Below are 23,814 nucleotides of genomic sequence, written 5' to 3' on the forward strand. Positions count from 1 at the left end.
CAACGCCCAGTTTGCTCCACAAGTAGCAGGTATGACTTTAACTCAAAAGGTATTCCCTTTGATTTATACTTACTCATGCCACCAATAAAACGAGCTAGTAATTTAGGTTGCTTTGACTCCTTCGCGCTTTCGCATCGCTTTTTAAAACTGGTATAGTCCGATTGCTCCGGCGTGCTCGCAGCTTTAGCACGAACAGGGTTTAAATCAACATAGGCCATGCAGGCTAAAAGCGCTGATTCATCAAGGAGCGCTTGGCTTTTAAAGCGCCCTTCCCAAAAATGCCCAGTACATTCATCTTCTTTATTTGCCCGTCTGGCAATATATTCATTTAGCATTCGCATGAACCAACTAATGCTCGAAAGGCGCGCTCTGTATTCTGCAACCTCTTTATTTAAGAAGACTTGTTGACCATCACTTAACGGCTCACCATGAAGGGCTTTTTGACCTAAAGGCGTCATTTTACTGAGCTTAAACCAGCGTAAAAGGATGGCTTTATCCGATAACCTATTTGCTTTTTTATCATCAACATAAAGCACAAGATGCGTATGATTGCTCATCACCGCATAAGCACACACATCAATGCAAAATACCTTTGCAAGAAAAAGCAGACGCTGTTCAACCCACCCTCTGCGGTGTTCATATGATTTGCCTGTGAGTGCGTCTTCTCCACAAAGGTAAGCGCGTCTGACGCAACGAGATACACAATGATAATATTTGGTGTTCGACAAACAGATTTGCCGCTTCCTTGCTAAAGCCATCGTCCACTCCTTGAACTGATAATCTGAAATGCATTAGCTGTAATTAAAGTGTAGACAAAGTTTTCTGTGCCGCAAGAGCAATAAATACTGTGACTGTCCATGTAAAGTTAAATTTTATTAAGAATTAGAGTGCCTATCCGACTTAAAGTGACTGTCCATGTAAGTCCATGTAAAGAGTTAAACACTTTGTTACGGAAAAAAGCTGTTCAAATATCGTCAAAACCCTATACTGCAAACAACAAGAAATAAGATGAGGTTTTCTCGTGCAGTTCACTCAAGGTATGGAATACTTCTTTTCTGGCTTTAAGTTAATTAGCCAAAAAGGGTTGAAACGTTTTGTACTTATTCCTTTATTAATCAATATTCTGCTTTTTGGTAGTTCGCTGTTCTTTTTGTATGGCTGGCTCACCGATGGCTTTGCTTACATGAACTCGTTATTACCAGAATGGCTTAGCTGGCTCGAGTGGCTAATGTGGCCAATTGCTGTGCTGGTGATTTTATTTAGTTACAGTATGCTCTTCACAGTTATAACAAACTTTATAGCAGCCCCATTTAACGGCCTACTCAGTGAAAAAGTCGAGCTTTATCTCACTGGGCAAAAAATTAATGACGATAGTCTTTTCGATACAATGAAAGATGTGCCACGTATGTTAAGTCGAGAATGGACAAAACTTTGCTATTACCTGCCGCGCGCTATAGGCTTTTTTATCTTACTGTGGATTTTACCTGTGATCGGTCAAGTTTTATGGGTGTTATTCACTTGCTGGATGTATGCAGTGCAATATGAAGACTATGCGTTCGATAACCATAAAATTAGTTTTAACGAAATGAAAAATGACTTAAAGCAAAAGCAAACATTATCTTATGGCTTTGGTTTAGCTGTCATGATTTTAACTGCTATCCCATTCGTAAACCTAATTGTTATGCCCGTTGCTGTTTGCGGTGGCACACGGTTATGGGTTGAAAACTATCGAAGCCAATATCGAAGTTAAAATGTTTGAAAAGCCAGTAGAAAACTATTGGCTTTTCAATACACTATAATTTAATTTAACTGGTAAAGGGTCTGATAACTCGGTGCCAAAGCGAGGTTCATCAAATTGACTAATAACCACCGTAAATCTTTCTTCCCCCATATTGAGTATAAATGGGGTCCCTATCTTTGCTAGCTCTGAAATTTGTTTGTGTTTATTTTCTAATAAAACAGTGCCTGAACCTTTATTTTTAACTAAAAGTGCATGTGCGTTATTCCCTAAAACAATCCTAGCTTGATGTGATTCGCGATATTCAGCCCGCCATTGCCCTCTTTGGTATAGAGTGTATATGATTGAGATCCCATCGGGTTCAACGATACGTCCCTCTTGAATTTTACAATGTTGGCAACCAATTACTGAGCCTGATTTCCAGTTTACTGGCTGCCCATCATAATTTAATCTAGATGACATATGCCATTGAGGTTCAAAATCTGGTGTGCATGCAACACAACATATCAACATAAAAAATATAACCAGATACTTCACTACTTAATCCCTTGCTTTTCTCTAGCAGCTTTAATTTCATTAAGAAGTTTTAAAGGTGGCGCTTGCTCTTCAATCATTCGTTGTTGTATATGCTTCGACACGTCTTTTTGATCGCTATCTTGCTGATGAACACCGAAGCGATTGCCAGAGAACAAGGTATAAAAACGAAGTTCAATCAAACTCCACTCATCAACATCATTTAGCACTGTTACGGCGGTATCATCATTCGTATCTTGGCTTAGAGTTTCAGTCAAATCAGCATTACAATTAAAATCTACAGCAGCAGAGCCGGGATACCTTAAACCATTAGCCTCTATTATATTATTTTCGTCTATGGAACTTCCGAGTCCATGCGAATAAGACATTACAAAATTTTCAGGAGAGTCAAATGGGCTATTAGTCAAATCCGCAGTTTGTACGGCACAATTGGCATTCTCACGATAGCGACTCGAATAATAGCGATCTCCCTCATTATCCCCTATCGTCGGTAATCCTCTCAACTGATAAAGGTAATTCATAATACTCAAATGATTTGGTTTATAGTTTGTACTTTCATCACCACCATGCTCTAAACCTAAATTATGGCCAAGCTCATGCATTATCGTTGATGCTTGGTAGTTGAAGGTTAAATTTCGAGATATTTCGTTATCAAGTGATAACCCCCAATTCCCCATACTTATCATCAAATCATTACCACTTAATTCAGCAACCCCTGAAGAACCCGCACTGCCATCAATGTTTCGACTATTAGCCATTAACATATAATGAAATATCGGCTTACGTCTCATGTCGAAGTTTGCCATTTTATAATGAAACAAACTCTCAACACCTTGGTTAAAGTTATAAGGTGTATATTGTCTAAAGGTTACTTGATCACCCCCTCCTAAATCATGATCTTGTACAGATATTCCCCCTGCTTGGTGGTACAAATCCCCCACATCAAAGTGAACAACAATGCCTTGCTCAGCGAACGAGCTTACCACTTTTTCCAATGCTGTTTGGTGCGGTATTATTCCCGCATCACTGCTATCCATATAATCCACTTCAATAAAGATATCTTTTTGATTAACTCTAGCTCCCCAAGCATGCAGAGGTAATCCAGAAAAAGTTGACCCAGGGAGTTCTGAACAGTCAGGAATACCATCTTCATCACTGTCATCTTCGCAGCTAACATCATTAACACCCGCCGGTGTCGTAAATTGGCTATAGTGCCAATCAGATGATGAATTAGTATCTGTGTTATCTATATCTCTTTTAATACTTGAGCCAGTTACATTAGAAATGACAGGTGCTGAGCCTGTTTGCCATTGTCCTGCCGTCAGAGGCTCAGTAGTGTCATTGCCAAATCGAACAAAATCCACAGTGCTTCCCGAGTCACGCGTTAGCAATTCAACAAACCCATTCAAAAACCAATAAGGGCGAACCGTGGAGTCAATATCACCAATAAAAGCGATAGATTTATTTTGCTCAGTTGTATCGTAAAATAATTGATCCCCAAAACCACTATGAACTATGAGATATTCCTCAGGAGCAATCACTTGGTCAGGCAAATTAAAAATTGTTGCGGCCGAAATACTATTATCAGAACTGTCACGACTTTTTACTCGTACACTGTAATCAGCTAAATTAACACTACTATCGGTTCCGTTATAAAGTTCAAACCAAGGCGTGTCGTTGCTAAAACGAATAGCGACAACCTCAGTTATCTTTAAATCATTACTTCCAGTTGTAAAAGTAGAAACTACTTGGGCTAAAGCAGGTGTATCAGCAAAATTAACTAAGTCTTCGGTTAATCTTAACGCATATTCTGTTGCTTGATTAAAAGCAGCTGTAAACTCAATATTGTTAAAATATTCATTGTCATTTCCTTGTGGTCCCGTCATCTCTAATGAGTCGATTGCTAAGCAAGTTTCAAAATTATCAGCTGATAATTGCACACTTCCCTCACATACACCATTGGCGCTATTAACAACTAAACTCGATGACTTCATCACATCAGACATCGATAACATAACTCGAGCATTTACACTCACAGCAGAGGCTGCATCTTCAGGGCTTACATTTACAACAGTGGCTGCACTAGTATCTGTAATTGTCACGCTCACTGTCGCTTGGGCACTCTGAGTTCCATCCGATACAGTTACAGTAAAAGGCGCTTGCGATATGCTATTTGATGCAGGTTGATAAAGATAACGAAAAGTTGTTGCATCAACTAAAGTGATACTCGCCCCAGCTAACTGCTGAGAAAAACTAATAGTTAACTCATCCCCATCAATATCACTCGCGTCTATAGTAAATTCACTACTTTCATTAAACTCTGTAGTAATAGCAATATCAGACACTGTGGGTGGTTTATTAACATGAATGATCATAAATGTGAGGCTTGCTGAAGATATTGCTCCTTGATCATCTACCGCAGTGATCCGAAATATCACCTCGGTATTTTCAGACACTTCTGGCGCTGTGAAAGTAATAGTTTCGCCATTTTGCACAAAATCTACTGATGGTCCACTTAATTGCTGCCACTCAATATCTGCTATAACCCCGTCGCTGTCTGTAACAACCACAGAGACAGAAGCTTGCGTTAACTCAGTAATATCAGCAATCGCATCGAGGGTAATGACAGGCGCAAGATTTATGTAATTTTCAACCACAACACTAAATTCTGCAGAGCTTGTAGCTCCATCATCATCAGTTGCTGTTACTTGGAAGGTAATTTCATCATTTGTTTCTACTTCAGGGGCCGTATAATTTATTAAATTATCAGTTGCAGTAAATTCGGTAATCGGGCCTGAAGTTTGCACCCAGCTATAGCTAATAATACTACCATCACTGTCTGTTGCCGTAGCTGTTAATACTCCTTCAGCCCCTTCTTGAATATTTTGCGAACCAGTTATACTCACTGATGGAGCACTGTTTGCGCTTACATCTATAGTAAAAAGCGCCGTGCTTTGTTCACCAAAACTATCAGTAACTGTCACCGAAAAAACAAGCTGAGTTAAGGTTGCAACATTTGGTGTGGTAAAACTAATTGTGCTCGATCCATTTTCAAACTCTACATCTGGACCAGCCGTTTGCTGCCAATCATAACTAATAACCTCTCCATCAGAATCTGAGGCATTTGCACTAAGAGAAATATTGTTACTAGAAGAGGATATCTGAGGACCAGCAACCGATATTGTCGGGGCTTGATTAACATTAATAATGGTAATAGTGATACTGGTTGTAGCTGTTGCGCCTTGATTATCAGTAACGCGCAAAGAAAATGAGACATCTGTGTCAGTATCTACTGCAGGAATTGATACATTGATTTGTTGACCGTTTGCTGCAAAATCGATAGAAGGACCACCAGTTTGCTGCCAAGAAAAGTCGGCTATAGAACCATCACTATCGTTGGCTGACGCACTTAATGAAAGTGTTGCCAGCTCATTGACCTCAGTATCACCAGAAATACTTACTTGTGGCGCTTGGTTCTCAGCATTATTAGACTCTTCACTCCCTCCACCACCTCCACAAGCCGTTAAAAAAATGGAAAATAAAATACTAAGCCCAAGTAACTTTATTCTATTCTCCATTTTTAAGCCCTCGCGATTAACTGTATAAACTTTGTGGCACCTTAGTTACATTTAAATGAACCGTGACCTCTTCACGGTCATGGTATAAGTGCTTAGCTTGTAGTTCGTAACTTACGCCATATTTATCAAGCTCTTCTTTAATCATTTTTAAGCACTCGTAAACGCTATCAAAACGTTTTTTCATCGGTAGTTTAAGATTAAAAATAAGCTCTTTTGCGTAGGCGTTTACCGCCCAATCAATCATAAGGTTAGTCACTTTTGCTGGCTTTTCCACCATGTCACAGACTAACCATTGAATATTGCGCTTTTCTGGACGGTATTTAAAACCATCGACCCTAAAATGCTTAACTTGCCCTGTTTCCATCAAGTCATCGTTCATAGGACCATTATCAATTGCGCTTACAAACATACCTCGGCGCACCAATTGATATGTCCAGCCCCCTGGGCAAGCACCTAAATCAACGCCTCGCATGCCAGGTTGCATACGTTCTTCAGCTTCATGAGGTGGAATAAACACGTTAAAGGCTTCATCGAGTTTTAACGTTGAGCGGCTTGGCGCATCACTCGGCATACGTAAACGCGGGATACCCATAAAGAAAGGCGAATTATTGAATGTATATGAATAGCCAACATAAGCACTGTCGTTTGCTAAAAATAACACATGCATAACAGGTTTTTTCTCAGCAATTTCGCGTGTTACCTTCGAGCGCTTTTCAAGCGATTTTTTCAGAGGTGTAGAAATCTTTTTGCAGAACTTACTCAGCTCTTTACCTTCGTTGGTATCTGGCGTTTCTACGCGTAGGTCACCACATTCAGGAAACTCAGCGGCAGCATCAACAATAGCACTAACGCGGTCTTCAAGTGGCATGTTATCGACTAAGGCGCCAGTAAACCATTGGCGCGCAAATACCATATTCTTGAAATCGACTTTTTTGATGATTTCTTCACCGTGGCTTGCATCAAAACACTCGTAAACAACAATCCCCGTATTTGGTTTTGTTTTTACGTAACCTGCAAAGCCTTGTTCAGCAGCCTGAAAAGTAATTTCAGCAGCGGCATCATTTTCAAAACCACTGCGACAATAAATAACTACACTCGACATAGATAACCCTTAAAACTTATATCGTGCTGCTTGAACTAACAAAATAGCCCAACCAATAATAAAACAAACACCGCCAATTGGGGTGATAGGCCCAAGCCACTTCATGCCCGTTAGTGCGAGTAAATACAAACTACCGCTAAATAACACGGTACCTGCGATAAAAAATCCACCAGCCCAACTTAAGTTCATACCCCATTTAATTAAGATAGCAATTGCTATCAGTGCAAGGCCATGCACCATTTGGTATTCAGCAGCGGTTTTAAAAATTCCAATTGCGTACTCAGAAACGCGGCTTTTTAAACCATGAGCAGCAAATGCGCCAAGCATTACTGAAAGCATGCAAAATAAGCTACCAATCATTAAATAGAGTTTGATCATTGCGTATCTCCAGCCGCTAAATTCAAAATAAACTGCGCTGCATAATCTGCAGCTTGCTGTAAGTTTTCTTGCTCTGTAATGCCACTTTTTTTACGTGGTTTTAATGAGTGGTCACCATCTTTTAGAAATTTAATCTCGGGTGGGTTAACCATTTCAAGTTCAGCGAGTTCTTGCTGATCACCAAACGTATCGCGCTCACCTTGCAGCACTAAAAATGGGCATGGCATATCAACAAAATGATCTATACGCAGTTTATCGGGTTTACCCGGTGGGTGAAACGGATAGCCAAAAGCCACAACGCCAGCAATTTGAGCTTGGTCTTGCTCAGTACAAAGCATCGAAGCCATACGCCCCCCCATAGATTTACCCCCAATAAATAGCGGCAATTCTGGCTGGCGCTCGGCTAAAATTTCACTAAAGTAGGCAAGTAACTTAGGAGCACGCTCGGGTGGCCTACGCTTGCCCGTTTCTTTAGCAATTTGCATATACTGAAAATCAAACAAGGCTACATCAATCCCATGCTGACTAATCAAGTTAGCCATTGTTTGCATAAACTCAGAATCACTGCCTGCCCCTGCACCATGGGCAAATATAAACTGTGCGCGAGCTTTGCCCGTTGCACTTTTAAACCACTGTAACATGTTAATACTCTTGTTCTTGCTCTACTAAGCTCAGCATCCAGTCTTTAAAAGACACTATTTTGCCAAGCTCTGTTTGCGATTCGCGGATCACTAAATAGTATGCATTTTTACTTTCTAATGAGTGATTAAATGGAATAACTAGACGACCCGCATCAATATCAGGTTTTGCTAAAACGCTATTACCAATGGCAACCCCCTGTCCATGCACCGCGGCTTGCAATACCATTGATGAGTGACTAAAAATCGGCCCTTGGTTAACTTGTACATTACGCACACCAGCCGTTTTCATCCAGGTTTTCCAGTTTTTACGGGTGGTATCATGCAATAAGGTATGATTTGCTAAATCACTGGGTTGATTAAGTGGCTTAGGGCCCGTTAACAGCAATGGGCTACATAATGGCACTAGATATTCAGTATGCAGCTTATATGTCTGTACCCCACTCCAGTGGCCACGACCATAATAAATAGCAATATCTACATCGTCAGAAAGTGAGTTTTCATCCTGATCTTGCGCTTTAATTCGCACGTCGATTTCTGGATGTAATTCATTAAATAAACTAAGTCTGGGCACTAACCATTGAATCGCAAAACTTGGCGTTAAACTTACCGTGAGTGACCCTTTCGCACCGCGGGCAAGTAGTTTTTCTGTGGCATCAATCAGCTGAGTAAAAATTTCTTTTATATCTAAAAAGTAACCTTGCCCTTCTTCGGTTAACAGCAAAGAACGATTCTTACGTAAAAACAGCTTTAACCCTAAATGCTCTTCAAGGGTTTTAATTTGATGGCTCACCGCAGCCTGCGTTACATATAGCTCTTCTGCTGCTTTTGTAAAGCTCAAATGGCGGGCAGCGGCTTCGAAAGCTTTTAGTGCATTTAAAGGAGGTAAACGACGAGACATAAACACCAAACTTAGAATTAGTTTTTCTTATGCGTCGATTATAGCGATACAAATAAAAAAAGGCGACCATGGTCGCCTTTTTCATACTTAAATACTTATATATTTAAATTATAAATCGCTTGCGCTGGTATCGAGTGGTGCAAAGCTTTTAACTAACTCATCAACCGCTTTCATTTGCGATAAATAACCTTCTAGCTTGCTTAGTGCAAGTGCACATGGGCCATCACATTTTGCTTCATTCGGATTAGGGTGCGCTTCAATAAATAAACCCGCAATACCTAATGCCATACCACTGCGAGCAAGTTCTGCAGCTTGTGCACGGCGACCATCCGCAGAGTCAGCTCGGCCTCCTGGGCGTTGTAATGCGTGCGTTGCATCAAAGATAACCGGCGCCATAGGCTTCATGTCATCCATACCAAGCATATCAACCACAAGATTGTTATAACCAAAACTAGTACCACGCTCACACAGTGCAACATTGTTGTTGCCCGCTTCATTAAACTTTTTAATGATATGACGCATTTCGTGTGGAGCTAAAAACTGTGGCTTTTTCACATTGATAATAGCGCCAGTTTTTGCCATGGCTACAACTAAGTCAGTTTGACGAGCAAGGAATGCCGGTAACTGAATTACATCAACCACTTCAGCCACAGGCGCAGCTTGATGCGGCTCATGTACGTCAGTGATCAGTGGCACATTAAAAGTAGATTTAATTTCTTCAAAGATTTTTAAACCTTCTTCCATACCAGGACCGCGGTATGAATTAATTGAAGAGCGGTTCGCTTTATCAAAAGATGCTTTAAAAACGTATGGAATGTTTAGCTTTGATGTAACTTCTACATAATGCTCCGCAATTCGCATCGCTAAATCACGTGATTCAAGTACGTTCATACCGCCAAACAATACAAATGGTTTGTCGTTGGCTAATTCAATCTCGTTAATTTTAATTAACTGGTTGTTCATTTCTATTCCTTAAGGTGCAACAGCTTGTAGCATTAATCCACAAATATAAGCCATGTAAGTACCAACACCATAGCCTAAAACAGCAAGTAAAACACCTACTGGCGCAAGTGATGGGTGGAATGCTGATGCAACAACAGGTGCTGATGCTGCGCCGCCTACATTGGCCTGAGAGCCTACCGCCATATAAAACAGTGGTGCTTTAATTAGTTTCGCCACAATAAGCATTAAGCTTGCGTGAGTAATCATCCAAATAACACCGAGTACGAAGTACATTGGTGAATCAAAAATCGCGGTAATATTCATGTGTAAGCCAATTGAAGCAACAAGAATATATAAAAAGCTTGATGCTACTTTTGACGCACCAAAAGCTTCAATATGGCGAACTTTAGTAAACGATAAACTAATACCAATTGTGGTAGAGATAACGATTAACCAGAAGAATTTACTGTTTAAACTATACTCTTGTGCCCACGGGAAGTTAGCCCCAAAAAACGGACCTAAAAAGTCAGCACAAAAATGTGCAAGGCCAGTAATACCAAAGGCAATTGCGATAATCGTCATGTAATCATTTAGAGTTGGCATGCGCGCATGCTCAGCATGATACTTTTCTACGCGCTCTTTTAAATCTTCAATTGCACGCGTATCTGCGCCTGTTTTAGCATCAATCGCCTTATGGTTTGCTGCCATTAATAACAGTACGGCCATCCATAAGTTAGCCACAATTACGTCAACAGTCACCATTGCAGAGAAGATATCGCCGCCTACTTCAAACATTTCTTTCATTGAAGCTTGGTTTGCGCCGCCACCAATCCAGCTACCGGCGATAGTCGTCATACCACGCCACACTGCGTCAGGGCCATGGCCGCCCACAGCTTCTGGGTAAACGGCGCTCATTACTAAGATAGCCAAAGGGCCACCAATAACAATACCCAAGGTACCTGTTAAAAACATGATTAATGCTTTTGGCCCAAGGTTTAGGATCGCTTTTAAATCAATACTGATGGTAAGCAATATTAAGCAAGCTGGCAGTAAATAGCGTGACGCTACAAAATATACATTCGAAGAATGACCATCAACAATCCCAAAAGTATTGAGTAATGATGGTAAAAAGTAGCAAAGCAATAATGCTGGTACATATTTATAAAATTTTTGGCAGGCAGCATTATTACTGTGCGAGGTTTTAAAAATAAACCCCAAAATAACGGCAAGCAAACCAAGTACGACTGCGTCATTGGTAATTAGCGCACTGTGGGCGTCAGTCATAAATGTTCCTTTAAATTAGTGGTGTGTATTATTGTTGTCTTCTATTTCAGCAATCTGGTGCTGAATTAATTCGATAGCGGGATCATCTGGGCACTCATTAATAAAGTACTGCAAATCATCACGCGCCATTTTTGGGCAATCTAGCTGATTAAGTAAATAGCCGCGGTCACGACGCTCATAAGGGTCATCACCAAGTAATTCCATCAGCATATCAACACAATGCAATGCATGACCAAATTTACTTTCGCTGATGAACGACCATTTTTGCTGTGCTAGATACAGCTTATAAAGCTCTTCTTCAAAAATCAGTTCAAGCGGTTCTTGCTCATCACCATTTTCTTCACAGGCATTCTCAGGTGTTATATACCAGCTCTGCTGACCTGTGCTTGGCTCAATTAAATAGCCCTCTTCATCACTCATCCCAACGTGAACGTGCACGTCTCCCTGACTAAGTGTGACCGTGGCATCAAGTTCAGCATGCTGTAATAAATGACAAAGTAAAATTGCCAGCGTGGTTTGCGTGCCACTGCGCATAGTAATGGTATAGCTAAAGCTATTTAACGTGTACTCTGGCACTTTTAAGCTTGATGAGCTAAACAGCCATTGCTGATAAAAGGTATCAAGTAACTTATCGAGACGCTCATGTGGCTCTTTTAATTCGGCGCAAAGAGCTGTTACCGTATTTTCAAGCTCATTAAGGGTGTCATAACAGGCTGTTAAATCAGCTTGTTGATCCCACTTTAATTCAGCGTCGATACAACGATAAAGCACTTTAGAAGAAAATGCGTCAAAGGCCTCATCTTGATAGGATTCATTTTGATCTTCAAACCAAGGGGTGGTCATTTATACTGCTACATCTCTTTCAAAAACGAACAGCTAGTTTACCTACTTTTGCTTTAAGTTACCAATACTGAGCGTTGAGATATAAAAAAGCGGTACGACAGCCAATGCAATCAAATACCGCTCAGAGATTTGTTATAAAAGAAGTGCTGTTTTTGCAGATGCTAAATAACCAATTACTAATAAAATAAGCGTGGTGATCGCAAGTAATACAAGCTTCGCGCTTTTTGCACTTTGCTTAGCGGCAACCACACCGAGTACAATATAAGCAACCACTAAGATTATCTTTTCTAATAACCAAGATTGTTCAAGCGGGTTAAAACCGGCCATTACAATTAATGCCACTGCAGAAATAAGTAATAAGGTGTCGATACTGTGGCTGCCGATAAACACTACTTTGTTTTTTGCCAGAACGCCCGTCTTTAAGCGAGAGAAAGAACGAACGTAGAATAAGATAATACTCAACACGGCAAATAACATGTGAGTATGTTTTACTGCTAAATAATCCATATGCCCCTAATTTTATTTTAATTAATCTGGATAACGTACAAGTACGTCTTCTATTTCTTTAATTCGCTGATTAAACACATCAATCAACTTTGGATCAAATTGTTTGCCCTGTTGCGCGTTAATTTCTTTCACAACATCGTCAAGCGACCACGGCTCTTTGTAGCAGCGCTTATGACGTAGTGCATCAAATACATCAGCTAAAGCAACGATGCGACCTGCAATAGGGATGTCTTCGCCTTTCAACCCTTTCGGGTAGCCTGAACCATCCCAACGCTCATGGTGTGACAACGCAATCACTGCGCCAGTATTAACAATGTCACGATTGGAGTCTTTTAAAATTAAATGACCTTTTTCAGCATGAAGTTGCATGATAGCCCACTCTTCATCGGTCAATGGCCCCGGCTTATTTAATATAGCGTCGGGAATACCCACTTTACCCACATCATGCAATGGCGCAGCTAAGCGAATAAGCTCTGCTTCGCGTTTTGATAGACCATAGCCCATGGCAAGTTCATAACAAATGTGCGACACACGCTTTACATGGTTACCTGTTTCTGTTGAACGTTGCTCTAACGCTTCACTGAGCCTAAATACTAACTCTTGTTGTGTTGCTTCGATTTCAGATTGTAACTGTACATTTTCATACGCCAGCTGCACATTTTGCGAAAAGATTTCAATCAAGTGACGCTGAGTGTCGGTTAAATGCTTAGGGATACCTGAAATAAACAACATGGAATTATGATTATATTCACTACTGCAATAGGCAAATAAATAGTTCTCACGATAAACAATGGTTTTTTCATTTAAAGCTTGCTGACAGGCTTGAAGCTGATCGTGACTTAACACCTCTTCAATCGCCTTGCCTTCACTGCGTTCAAACTCACCTCGGCCCGAAAACACCACTAGCTTCTTTTGGTTATCTTGCGGGTTACTCGCAACTAAACTGGTTGCATACATGGCCTGATCAACGGTTCCTAATAATGAGGTAAGTTGTTGCATCACCCCTTCAATAAAGCTTTCAAGAGAATGAGTTGAAAAGATATCACGTGAAGCTTTAATTATTTTTTCAAGGCCTTGACGAGATTGTTCTATCGACAAAATATCACGATATGAACGCAAGCTCGACATCACTACTGTGAACAGTTTTTGTGCTGTTAATTCAGTTTTTGATTTGTAGTCATTGATATCGTAATTAACGATGACTTGACGCTCTGGTGCTTGCCCAGGCTGACCAGTGCGAAGAATGATACGAATATGATTATTTTTTGCGGTTTCACGAATAAACTTGGCAACTTTAAGGCCGGCATCGTCGGTTTCCATAACCACATCGAGTAATACGATAGCCGCATCTGGATGCTCTTGAATTACTTGCTTAGCTTCTTCACCTGAATAAGCACTAATAAACTCTAAACGTTTATCTTGAAATTCAAAGTCACTCAACGCAAGCTTTGTTACGGCATGTACTTCTGGCTCGTCATCAACGACGATGACTTTCCAACTACCCTGAACCACCTCATTAACTTCGTCAAGTGCTTCATCCGAAAACAAAAAATCATCCATTCTATGGGATCCTCAAAGGCTATGTACGCACAGTGCGCTTTATTGTTATTTAGGCCATTGTGCTAACGTTACACGGTCATTACCGCCAAGATCTTTAATTGTAAGTATATGGCTATACGACATTTGTGCAAAAAATTCTTGTACCTTCACACTTTGTTTGTAGCCATGTTCAATTAAAAGATAGCCATTTGTTGCTAAATAGTCACGTGCGATAGTAATAATTTGTTTAATATCAGCCATACCGTCGTCATCTGCAACTAATGCAGAGAGCGGCTCAAAGCGAACATCGCCTTGGCTTAAATGCTCATCATCATGTTCAATATACGGAGGATTGCTCACAATTAGGTCAAACTTTTGTGTACTTACTGCACTAAACCAGTTGCTCAACGCAAAAGTGGCGTTGTTAATATTGAGTCGTTGTTTGTTCTCTTTGGCAAGCTCAACTGCATCAGCCACTCTATCAACCCCTATCACCTTCCAATTAGGCATTTCACTGGCTAATGCCAAAGCAATTGCCCCTGTGCCAGTGCCTAAATCAAGCACGTTTGCAGCCGTAGGTAGCTCAAGGCCTAAGGCATATTCTACTAACGTTTCGGTATCAGGTCTTGGGATCAGGGTTGTTGGATTAACCTTTAAAGGAAGACTCCAAAATTCACGAAAGCCAACAATATGAGCAACTGGTTCACCATTTAAACGACGCTGACATGCTTGTTCAAAATCACGTTGTTGCTGTTCGGTAAGTTGTTTTTCGGGCCAAGTAAATAAGTAACTACGAGGTTTATCAAGAATGGATAATAACAGGACTTGTGCGTCTAACTTAGCACTGTCGCTGCTAGGCGTTAATAACGCCGTTGCAGCAACAATTGCTTGTTCAATGCATTGTGGCACGATTATTCATCGCCCATCGCGGCAAGTAAGTCAGCTTGGTGTTCTTGCATTAGAGGTTCGATAACACTTCCTAAATCACCAGCAACCACTTCATTCAAACGATAAAGTGTTAAATTAATACGGTGATCGGTAATACGACCTTGCGGGTAGTTATAAGTACGAATACGCTCAGAACGGTCACCGCTACCTACTAGGTTACGACGTTCTGATGCTTCCGCCGCTTGACGCTTTTCATCTTCAGCTTGTTGTAAGCGTGCGCCAAGTACAGACATCGCTTTGGCACGGTTTTTATGCTGTGAACGCTCATCCTGACACTCTACAACCACACCCGTTGGAATGTGTGTAATACGGATTGCTGAGTCAGTTTTATTTACGTGCTGACCACCGGCACCCGATGCACGGAAGGTATCGACTTTAATATCAGCAGGGTTAATTTCAATTGCTTCCGCTTCAGGAATTTCGGCCATAACGGCTACCGTACACGCTGAGGTATGAACACGGCCTTGCGATTCTGTCTCTGGAACACGTTGTACACGGTGCGCACCTGATTCAAACTTAAGCTGACCATACACACCTTCGCCAGAGATATGCGCAATCACTTCTTTATAACCGCCGTGCTCACCTTCGTTAGTACTTACTACTTCTACTTTCCACTTTTTAGTTTCAGCGTAGCGGCTGTACATACGGAATAAGTCACCTGCGAAGATAGCAGCTTCATCACCACCGGTACCGGCACGAACCTCTAAATAGACGTTATTATTGTCTTTAGGGTCTTTTGGTAACATTAGAATTTGGATTTCATCTTCTAATGCAATAATTTGTGCTTTTGCTTCTTTGTATTCTTCTTGCGCCATTTCACGCATATCAGGATCAGAGTCTTTTAACATTTCTTCTGCTGTAGCAACATCATCTTGGGCTTGTTGGTAAGCTAAAAATGCTTTTACGATTTCTTCTAATTCTGAGTATTCTTTAGATAAGGCACGAAAGCGATTTTGGTCGCTGATCACAGAGGGGTCGCTTAGTAGCGCTTGCACTTCCTCATAACGCTCAACTAAGGTTTCTAATTTTCTATAAACAGACTCTTTCATTTAACGACTATTCCTGATCAATACCTAACATTTTCTTTAATTGGCTTAACTCCGCTGCTTCACCTTTTTTAGCAGCATCTTGAATGGCACGGGTAGGTGCGTGCATCAAGCGGTTGGTCAGTTTGTTTGCCAACTCGAGTATTACTTTTTCTGCCTCTTTACCTGCTTGTAGCTGGCCAAGGGCTTTTTCGACAAGTTCTGACTTTATATCTTGTACATCGTTGCGATAATGGCGAATAAGATCCACCGAATCGAGTGAACGCAACCACATAGCAAATTCATCGGTACGTGAGCGAATAATAGCTTGCGCTTGCTCCGCAGCCTGCTCACGAGCGGCGATATTCTCGCTTACTATGGCTTGTAAGTCATCAACTGAATACAAATAGGCAGCATCTAATTCGCCTACTTGGCTTTCGATATCACGCGGTACCGCGATATCGATAAATAACATTGGTTTGTGGCGGCGCTTTTTCAACGCCTGCTCTACCACCCCTTTACCGATAATAGGTAAGGTACTGGCGGTTGAACTAATAACAATATCGGCGTCGTGTAAACGCTCAGGTAACTGGGCAAGTGCAATCACATCCGCATCAACCTCACTCGCTAAAGTTTTAGCGCGTTCAATAGTACGGTTTGCCACCGTGATTTTTTGCGGATCGTTTTGGTATAAGTGCTTAGCAACTAGTTCAATCGTTTCACCTGCACCAATTAGCAGTACATTGGTTTTATCTAGTTTGCCGTAAATATGTTTCGCAAGATTAACCGCGGCATAAGCAACAGATACTGCGCTAGCACCAATATCAGTTTCGGTACGAACTTGTTTTGCGACAGAAAATGTTTTTTGAAACAAACGGTCAAAAGTTACACCAATGGCATCGTGAGTTTTTGCATTATGGTAGGCTTGTTTTATTTGCCCTAAAATTTGCGGCTCACCGAGTACTAACGAATCTAGACCACAAGACACTCGCATTAAATGATTAATTGCTTCGTGATCTTCATGATAATAGATATTATTGCTCAGTTCATGTTCATCCAATCCATGGAAACTGGCTAACCAGTGCAACAGGGTTTGGGAATTACGCTCAGCAAGGCTACAATAGATTTCAGTTCGGTTGCAGGTCGAAACAATAACCGCTTCATTAAAATGCGCATGACCACTTAATTGCTGTAACGCCTCAGACATTTGCTCAGGCGAAAACGCGACTTTTTCGCGTAATTCTACGGATGCGGTTTTGTGATTTATACCAAGTGCTACGATGGTCATATGTACCAAATATTGCTAAGCCCAGCTGTAAAGGCATTAATTTTACCAAAAATCAGCGGAATATGGAAAGTAAGGAACGACATTTGATTAAACAATATTTGATTTTATTCATGTTTTTTTTATTTATCGGCGGTTGTGCGCAAAAAATTTCAACAGTTGATTACATTTATCCTGACTGGAAAAGCCGATTAGAACAACAAGCTCAATGGCAAGTGCAAGGCAAAATGGCATTTATTAGTACAGAGCAGCGCCAGTCAGCCAATTTAAATTGGCAACATGATGAGCAATACAGCGACATGGTGCTTACCAGTTTTATTGGTACCCGTATTCTGTCTTTAAAGCAAAATGCACAAGGTGCTGAACTTGAGTATGACGACAATGTATATACCGACCGTGATGCCTCAATGTTGTTATATCGTTTAACCGGTTTTTCAATCCCATTAGATAATGCCGCAAAGTGGCTAAAAGGTACTGTCGAGAGCGACCAAGCAAGCTATGATGAGCAAGGCCGTTTAAAAAGTCTTATTTGGCAAGCTCACAATGGTCAACAGTGGCAAATAACCTATTCAGACTTCATCAAACAAGATGGTTATTGGCTTCCTGTTAAGCTAAGCCTTAAAAACAATAAAATTCGTATTAAAATTCAACTTAATGATTGGCAGTTAAATTAATCATGACACACGCTTCAACCGCCCCGCTAACGTTAATAGCACCTGCAAAACTTAATTTATTCCTTCATATAAATGGTCGCCGTAAAGATGGCTACCATGAACTCGAAACCTTATTTACCTTTTTAGAATTTGGTGATGACTTAACATTTACTGTCAACAACGAGCCAAATATTACAGTAACCGGTGATACAAACGGTATTGAGCTTGCAGATAACCTTATATATAAAGCAGCCCGTTTATTACAACAGCACTGTGATTGCCAACAAGGCGCTTCAATAAAGCTATTAAAACGTTTGCCTATGGGCGGCGGTGTTGGCGGCGGCTCATCTGATGCCGCCACTACCCTGCTTGCTCTTAATAAACTATGGGGCTGTGATTTATCACTTACAGAATTAGCTCAGCTTGGGGTGAAATTAGGCGCTGATGTACCAGTATTTATCAATGGTCACACTGCCATTGCCCATGGGATTGGCGAGCAACTAGAAAATATTGAATTACCGCAAAGTTGGTTCTGTGTAGTGCATCCAGGGCAGCATGTGAGCACCGCGAAAATTTTTACCCACCCAGATTTAAAGCGCGACACACCTAAGCTAAAAGCAGACTGGCAAACAGAAAATTTAGGCAATGATTGTGAGGCTTTAGTTAAAAAGCTCTGCCCCGAGGTTGAAAAAGCCCTGCAGTGGTTGCTAAAATACGCCCCGTCAAAGATGACTGGTACAGGCGCTTGCTGCTTTGCTGAGTTTTCAACCGAGGCACAAGCACAACAAGTTTTAGCTCAATTACCAGAAAAATGGACAGGTTTTGTTGCAAGTAGTGCTACACTTTCTCCTGCTCATACAGCATTAAATGCTCACTTTGAAATGAAGTAACGTACAAGTAAATGTTAACCTGCTTTGGTGCCTACCATAGCCTGTTAGTCCCAAAATTCAGTGCCTGAGGAACCCTACCGTGCCTGACATGAAGCTCTTCGCTGGTAACGCAACACCTGAGCTAGCTCAAAAAGTTGCAAAACGTTTGTATATTGAATTAGGCGATGCTGTTGTTGGCCGTTTTAGTGACGGTGAGATCAGTGTTCAAATTAATGAAAATGTTCGTGGCTCTGACGTTTTCATTGTCCAATCAACCTGTAACCCTACTAACGATAACTTAATGGAGCTTATCGTTATGGTTGATGCCCTACGTCGTGCGTCTGCTGGACGTATTACTGCCGTTATCCCTTACTTTGGTTATTCACGTCAAGACCGCCGCGTGCGTTCTGCTCGTGTACCAATTACAGCTAAAGTAGTTGCAGATTTCCTTTCAAGTGTTGGTGTTGACCGCGTTCTAACGGTTGATTTACACGCTGAACAAATCCAAGGTTTCTTCGACGTACCAGTTGATAACGTATTTGGTAGCCCAGTTCTACTTGAAGATATGAAAGAACGCGACTTCGATGACGTTGTTGTTGTTTCTCCTGATATCGGTGGTGTTGTTCGAGCTCGTGCAATCGCTAAGCTATTAAACGACACAGACCTTGCTATTATCGACAAGCGTCGTCCACAAGCAAACGTTTCACAAGTAATGCACATTATTGGTGACGTTGAAGGTCGTGACTGTATCATCGTTGATGACATGATCGATACCGGTGGTACTTTATGTAAAGCAGCAGCAGCGCTTAAAGAACACGGTGCAAAACGCGTATTTGCTTACGCTACTCACCCAGTACTTTCAGGTAATGCCGCTGAGAACATTCGTAACTCAGTCATTGACGAAGTTATCGTAACTGACTCAATCACACTATCTGATGAGCTTAAAGCAATTGATAAAATCAAAGTGCTTACACTTGCAGATATGCTTGCTGAAACAATCCGTCGTATCAGCAACGAAGAATCTATTTCAGCGATGTTTGAACACTAATCAACATCACTGCAATACTAAAAAAAGCACCGCTTAGGTGCTTTTTTTGTAGTCGTTATTTATTTTCCCCGAAAGGGGTGGTATGATAGCGCGCCTTTTGGCTAGGGACCTTGGTCGCAAAGGCCCTAAGACTATTAATTATTGGAGACATTATGTCAACTTACACATACAATGCAGAATTACGTACAGAAACAGGTACTGGTGCGAGCCGCCGCCTACGCCGTGAAGATAAAGTTCCTGCAATCCTTTACGGTGCTGACAAAGAAGCTGCATCAATCGTTCTTGCACACAAAGATATGATCAAAGCGCAAGAAGACGAAGGTTTCTACACGCACATCCTTACTTTAAACATCGGTGGCGAGTCAGTTGAAGCTATCCTTAAAGATATTCAACGTCACCCGTACAAGCCTAAGATCACTCACTTAGACTTCCAACGTGTAGATGCTACTCACAAACTTCACACTAAAGTGCCTGTACACTTCATCGGTGAAGAGAAAGTAACTAAAGCTGGTAACACTGTTGTTCACCAATTAACTGAAATCGAAATCACGTGTCTTCCTAAAGCACTTCCTGAGTTCGTTGAAGTTAACGTTTCAGATTTAGTAGCTGGTGATTCAATCCACCTTTCTGACCTTAAACTTCCTTCAGGTGTTTCATCTGTTGAGCTAACTAAAGGCGCTGATCACGATCAGTCAGTTGTTACTGTTAAAGCTAACAAAGCAGCTCCAGCTGAAGAAGAAGCTTCAGAAGACGCTGCAGAATAATTTTTAAGGTGTAAACACCTTGAATTCTATTCAAATGCTTGTGGGCCTGGCTAATCCAGGCCCCGAATACGCAAACACACGCCATAATGCAGGTGCTTGGTTCATCGAAGAACTGGCTGCACGTTATAACTGCACACTCAAACATGATCCTAAATATCACGGCCTCACCGGCAAAGTGATTATTCAAGGCCAAGAATTTAAATTACTGATCCCTACAACTTATATGAATTTAAGTGGTAAGGCGGTGAGTAGTCTCGCTAATTTCTTTAAAATCCCTGTTGAGAACATTCTCGTTGCTCATGACGAAATGGACTTAGATCCTGGGATTGCAAAACTTAAAAAAGGTGGCGGCCACGGCGGTCACAATGGTTTAAAAGATATTATTGCGAAAATGGCAAACCAAAAAGATTTCATGCGCCTTCGTATAGGCATTGGTCATCCAGGTCACCGAGAAATGGTAACAGGCTGGGTGCTAGGTAAAGCCGCGAAAGACGATCAAGAAAAAATGGACGCCGCCGTTGACGAAGCAGTTCGTTGTATGGAAATACTTGCAAAAGATGGTGTGTTAAAAGCACAAAACAGACTACATTCATTTAAACCTTAATCCGTTTTAATGAAATTACACAAGGTATCTTACTATGGGTTTTAAATGTGGCATCGTTGGTTTGCCAAACGTTGGTAAATCAACTCTATTTAATGCACTAACTAAAGCGGGTATTGAAGCCGCTAACTTCCCTTTCTGTACCATTGAGCCTAACACGGGTGTGGTACCGGTTCCTGATGCGCGCTTAAATGATTTAGCCGCTATCGTAAATCCTCAGCGTATTTTACCAACGACGATGGAATTCGTTGATATTGCAGGTCTAGTAAAAGGCGCATCGAAAGGTGAAGGTTTAGGTAACCAATTCTTAGCAAACATTCGTGAAACAGATGCGATTGGTCACGTTGTTCGTTGTTTTGAAGACGAAAACATTGTTCACGTTGCTGGCACAATTGACCCTGCTGATGATATCGACGTAATTAACACTGAATTAGTACTTGCTGATATGGACAGTGCTGATAAAGCGATTGTTCGTAATGCTAAAAAAGCAAAAGGCGGCGACAAAGACGCTAAAGAGCAAAATGCTGTTTTAGAAAAAGTAAAAGTACACTTAGATGAAGGTTTAACGTTACGTTCTTTAGAACTAACTAAAGAAGAAAAAGCAGCAATTAAGCCACTTAACTTCTTAACAATCAAACCGACCATGTATATTGCGAACGTGGCAGAAGATGGTTTTGAAAATAACCCTTACCTAGACAAAGTACGTGAAATTGCCGCTGCAGAAGATGCGGTTGTTATTCCAGTATGTGCAGCGATTGAATCTGAGTTATCTGAACTTGAAGAAGAAGATAAACTAGAATTTATGGCTGACCTAGGTTTAGAAGAACCAGGTCTTAACTTAGTGATCCGTGGTGGTTACGAGTTACTTAAATTACAAACCTACTTCACTGCTGGCGTTAAAGAAGTACGTGCATGGACAATCCCAGTAGGTGCGACTGCACCACAAGCTGCGGGCAAAATCCACACTGACTTTGAGCGTGGCTTTATCCGTGCACAAACTATCGCATTTGACGACTACATTGCGTTTAAAGGCGAAAGCGGTGCTAAAGAAGCTGGTAAGATGCGTCAAGAAGGTAAAGAGTACATCGTTAAAGACGGCGATGTGATGAACTTCTTATTTAACGTATAAGCATATTTGCTCATTCGATTTTAAAAGGCTCGTTATCACGAGCCTTTTTTATTGCCTAAATATTACTAACCCTTCCCTAAATCATCAAAGCATGGTGGGTAATACTTCTGCAGCCTCACCTCTGCTTGTTCTTTTTAGTGATGTACGGTGTTATTTATGCTTAACAGTGAATCATCGTCGAAAGCAAATGAGTGATAACAACAGTTAATTGAGGGGATTTCAAAGCTCGCTAGCAATTTTGCGACCTATTGACTGCTCGATTAGCAAATTGTCGGGATTTTAAAAGTAAAAATAAGCCCCCTTAATGACAAAATAGCCTATATAAATTCATTCGCTTTCGCTTTTTTATGTTTAAATCACCTAAAAGATCACGCTAACTAATTTTGAAACTTGATTTTTGTATAAAAATCAAGCAGCTTTAAATGTACGTTTTAAAACTCTTACGATGCGTTTGGGAATTAAACTCATAAATTGCAGTCAAAAAAACAGCAATTTAAATGAAATTTCGCCACTTAGCTTAATTTTAATGCAAACAAACACTGGTAAGCATTTTTTTGCAAAAAAGGTGTTGACGGATTTAGGTCATATCAGCATAATACGCCCCGCACTCAGCGATGAAGTGCTAACAAAAAAGATGGCTAAGTAGCTCAGTTGGTTAGAGCACATCACTCATAATGATGGGGTCACAGGTTCAAATCCCGTCTTAGCCACCATTCTTTTTGTTGCTCAATGAAGAGTTTAAAATAACTACCAGTACTTTAAGTACGAATTATGCGGGAGTGGCGGAATTGGTAGACGCGCTGGATTTAGGTTCCAGTAACTTCGGTTGTGAGAGTTCAAGTCTCTCCTTCCGCACCATGTTCTTGATAAGAACTCAAACTATCAAGCTTTTGTTGGGATATCGCCAAGCGGTAAGGCAGCAGGTTTTGATCCTGCCATTCCCAGGTTCAAATCCTGGTATCCCAGCCACGATGGCTAAGTAGCTCAGTTGGTTAGAGCACATCACTCATAATGATGGGGTCACAGGTTCAAATCCCGTCTTAGCCACCATTCTTTCTTAAGAATGGCTCTGCAGGAGTTAAAGCTGCACTCAATGAAGAGTTTAAAATAACTACCAGTACTTTAAGTACGAATGATGCGGGAGTGGCGGAATTGGTAGACGCGCTGGATTTAGGTTCCAGTAACTTCGGTTGTGAGAGTTCAAGTCTCTCCTTCCGCACCATGTTCTTGATAAGAACCAAAACTATCAAATTATTCTTTGTTGGGATATCGCCAAGCGGTAAGGCAGCAGGTTTTGATCCTGCCATTCCCAGGTTCAAATCCTGGTATCCCAGCCACTTTCTCAAAGTGTTAAAGAATGCTCAATGAAGAGTCTAAAATAACTACCAGTACATTAGTACGAACGATGCGGGAGTGGCGGAATTGGTAGACGCGCTGGATTTAGGTTCCAGTAACTTCGGTTGTGAGAGTTCAAGTCTCTCCTTCCGCACCATGTTCTTGATAAGAAC

23 protein-coding genes and 7 tRNA genes are annotated in these 23,814 nt (G+C 41.1%); 15 read left to right on the forward strand and 15 right to left on the reverse strand.

Annotated features, from left to right (window positions below; genetic code table 11):
* On the reverse strand, positions 1-758 hold a 758-nt coding region (locus tag JIG37_RS10600), incomplete at its 3' end, for a transposase (RefSeq protein WP_199529344.1).
* A gap of 263 nt (positions 759-1,021) precedes the next feature.
* Between JIG37_RS10600 and cysZ the strand changes: the two genes are divergently transcribed.
* Positions 1,022-1,750, forward strand: a complete 729-nt coding sequence (gene cysZ / locus JIG37_RS10605) for a sulfate transporter CysZ (protein WP_199529345.1) — start codon at positions 1,022-1,024, stop codon at positions 1,748-1,750.
* A gap of 24 nt (positions 1,751-1,774) precedes the next feature.
* Here cysZ and JIG37_RS10610 read toward each other — a convergent pair whose 3' ends face one another.
* The 14 genes from JIG37_RS10610 to hemA all read right to left on the reverse strand — a co-directional run bounded on the left by JIG37_RS10610 (position 1,775) and on the right by hemA (position 17,245).
* A complete protein-coding gene (locus tag JIG37_RS10610) occupies positions 1,775-2,275 on the reverse strand; it encodes a hypothetical protein (RefSeq protein WP_199529346.1) in 501 nt (166 codons plus the stop codon).
* The gene (locus JIG37_RS10615) at positions 2,275-5,850 is read right to left on the reverse strand and encodes a tandem-95 repeat protein (RefSeq protein ID WP_194441630.1); all 3,576 of its coding nucleotides are present in this window, start codon (positions 5,848-5,850) and stop codon (positions 2,275-2,277) included. The genes JIG37_RS10610 and JIG37_RS10615 overlap by 1 nt, the downstream gene beginning before the upstream one ends.
* A 16-nt stretch (positions 5,851-5,866) precedes the next feature.
* Positions 5,867-6,952, reverse strand: coding sequence for a 23S rRNA (cytidine(2498)-2'-O)-methyltransferase RlmM (gene rlmM / locus JIG37_RS10620; RefSeq protein ID WP_138602676.1), 1,086 nt, complete (start codon positions 6,950-6,952; stop codon positions 5,867-5,869).
* Positions 6,953-6,961: 9 nt separating this feature from the next.
* Positions 6,962-7,330 carry a DUF423 domain-containing protein gene (locus JIG37_RS10625; RefSeq protein ID WP_054551639.1) on the reverse strand — a complete coding sequence of 123 codons (369 nt, stop codon included), beginning with the start codon at positions 7,328-7,330 and terminating at the stop codon, positions 6,962-6,964.
* A complete protein-coding gene (locus JIG37_RS10630; RefSeq protein ID WP_194441631.1) occupies positions 7,327-7,971 on the reverse strand; it encodes an alpha/beta family hydrolase in 645 nt (214 codons plus the stop codon). Before JIG37_RS10630 ends, JIG37_RS10625 begins: the two co-directional genes overlap by 4 nt.
* Position 7,972: 1 nt before the next feature.
* On the reverse strand, positions 7,973-8,869 hold the full coding sequence (locus JIG37_RS10635) for a transcriptional regulator GcvA (RefSeq protein ID WP_063706073.1): 897 nt from the start codon (positions 8,867-8,869) through the stop codon (positions 7,973-7,975).
* A gap of 108 nt (positions 8,870-8,977) precedes the next feature.
* A complete protein-coding gene (kdsA, locus tag JIG37_RS10640; protein WP_138619882.1) occupies positions 8,978-9,832 on the reverse strand; it encodes a 3-deoxy-8-phosphooctulonate synthase in 855 nt (284 codons plus the stop codon).
* A gap of 9 nt (positions 9,833-9,841) precedes the next feature.
* A complete protein-coding gene (locus JIG37_RS10645) occupies positions 9,842-11,095 on the reverse strand; it encodes a DUF819 family protein (protein WP_054551643.1) in 1,254 nt (417 codons plus the stop codon).
* A 15-nt stretch (positions 11,096-11,110) separates the two neighbouring features.
* On the reverse strand, positions 11,111-11,938 hold the full coding sequence (locus tag JIG37_RS10650; protein WP_054551644.1) for a tetratricopeptide repeat protein: 828 nt from the start codon (positions 11,936-11,938) through the stop codon (positions 11,111-11,113).
* A gap of 132 nt (positions 11,939-12,070) precedes the next feature.
* Positions 12,071-12,445 carry a SirB2 family protein gene (locus JIG37_RS10655; protein ID WP_054551645.1) on the reverse strand — a complete coding sequence of 125 codons (375 nt, stop codon included), beginning with the start codon at positions 12,443-12,445 and terminating at the stop codon, positions 12,071-12,073.
* 21 nt (positions 12,446-12,466) lie between these two features.
* Positions 12,467-14,005: a response regulator gene (locus JIG37_RS10660; RefSeq protein ID WP_054551646.1), complete on the reverse strand. Its 1,539-nt coding sequence runs from the start codon at positions 14,003-14,005 to the stop codon at positions 12,467-12,469.
* Between the two features lie 45 nt (positions 14,006-14,050).
* Positions 14,051-14,893, reverse strand: coding sequence for a peptide chain release factor N(5)-glutamine methyltransferase (gene prmC / locus JIG37_RS10665; RefSeq protein WP_194441632.1), 843 nt, complete (start codon positions 14,891-14,893; stop codon positions 14,051-14,053).
* 2 nt (positions 14,894-14,895) lie between these two features.
* The gene (gene prfA / locus JIG37_RS10670; RefSeq protein WP_054551648.1) at positions 14,896-15,981 is read right to left on the reverse strand and encodes a peptide chain release factor 1; all 1,086 of its coding nucleotides are present in this window, start codon (positions 15,979-15,981) and stop codon (positions 14,896-14,898) included.
* A gap of 7 nt (positions 15,982-15,988) precedes the next feature.
* Positions 15,989-17,245 (reverse strand): glutamyl-tRNA reductase, encoded by a 1,257-nt coding sequence (gene hemA, locus JIG37_RS10675; RefSeq protein WP_054551649.1) that lies wholly within the window; start codon positions 17,243-17,245, stop codon positions 15,989-15,991.
* Between the two features lie 83 nt (positions 17,246-17,328).
* Here hemA and lolB point away from each other — a divergent pair, with 83 nt between their 5' ends.
* From lolB to JIG37_RS10745, 14 genes are all read left to right on the forward strand, one after another.
* Positions 17,329-17,916 carry a lipoprotein insertase outer membrane protein LolB gene (lolB, locus tag JIG37_RS10680; protein WP_138602686.1) on the forward strand — a complete coding sequence of 196 codons (588 nt, stop codon included), beginning with the start codon at positions 17,329-17,331 and terminating at the stop codon, positions 17,914-17,916.
* Between the two features lie 2 nt (positions 17,917-17,918).
* Entirely contained in the window at positions 17,919-18,785 is an 867-nt protein-coding gene (gene ispE / locus JIG37_RS10685) for a 4-(cytidine 5'-diphospho)-2-C-methyl-D-erythritol kinase (RefSeq protein WP_054551651.1), read from the forward strand.
* A gap of 79 nt (positions 18,786-18,864) precedes the next feature.
* Complete coding sequence (locus JIG37_RS10690; RefSeq protein WP_054551652.1) at positions 18,865-19,812, forward strand: ribose-phosphate pyrophosphokinase; 948 nt, start codon at positions 18,865-18,867, stop codon at positions 19,810-19,812.
* Between the two features lie 152 nt (positions 19,813-19,964).
* A complete protein-coding gene (locus JIG37_RS10695) occupies positions 19,965-20,576 on the forward strand; it encodes a 50S ribosomal protein L25/general stress protein Ctc (protein WP_054551653.1) in 612 nt (203 codons plus the stop codon).
* A gap of 19 nt (positions 20,577-20,595) precedes the next feature.
* Entirely contained in the window at positions 20,596-21,180 is a 585-nt protein-coding gene (gene pth / locus JIG37_RS10700; protein WP_082389177.1) for an aminoacyl-tRNA hydrolase, read from the forward strand.
* Positions 21,181-21,214: 34 nt separating this feature from the next.
* Positions 21,215-22,306, forward strand: a complete 1,092-nt coding sequence (gene ychF, locus JIG37_RS10705; protein WP_054551655.1) for a redox-regulated ATPase YchF — start codon at positions 21,215-21,217, stop codon at positions 22,304-22,306.
* A 397-nt stretch (positions 22,307-22,703) separates the two neighbouring features.
* A complete protein-coding gene (locus tag JIG37_RS10710; protein ID WP_199529347.1) occupies positions 22,704-22,952 on the forward strand; it encodes a hypothetical protein in 249 nt (82 codons plus the stop codon).
* Positions 22,943-23,019, forward strand: a tRNA-Met gene (locus JIG37_RS10715). The genes JIG37_RS10710 and JIG37_RS10715 overlap by 10 nt, the downstream gene beginning before the upstream one ends.
* 60 nt (positions 23,020-23,079) lie before the next feature.
* Positions 23,080-23,164 (forward strand) — tRNA-Leu (locus JIG37_RS10720).
* A gap of 36 nt (positions 23,165-23,200) precedes the next feature.
* A tRNA-Gln gene (locus tag JIG37_RS10725) sits at positions 23,201-23,275 on the forward strand.
* A gap of 4 nt (positions 23,276-23,279) precedes the next feature.
* Positions 23,280-23,356 (forward strand) — tRNA-Met (locus tag JIG37_RS10730).
* 87 nt (positions 23,357-23,443) lie between these two features.
* Positions 23,444-23,528: transfer RNA gene (locus JIG37_RS10735), tRNA-Leu, on the forward strand.
* A 40-nt stretch (positions 23,529-23,568) separates the two neighbouring features.
* Positions 23,569-23,643: transfer RNA gene (locus JIG37_RS10740), tRNA-Gln, on the forward strand.
* A 70-nt stretch (positions 23,644-23,713) separates the two neighbouring features.
* Positions 23,714-23,798: transfer RNA gene (locus tag JIG37_RS10745), tRNA-Leu, on the forward strand.
* The last annotated feature ends 16 nt before the right edge of the window (positions 23,799-23,814 follow it).

This window comes from Pseudoalteromonas sp. bablab_jr010 (assembly GCF_016464105.1).
GTDB classification, from domain to species: Bacteria; Pseudomonadota; Gammaproteobacteria; order Enterobacterales; family Alteromonadaceae; genus Pseudoalteromonas; species Pseudoalteromonas simplex.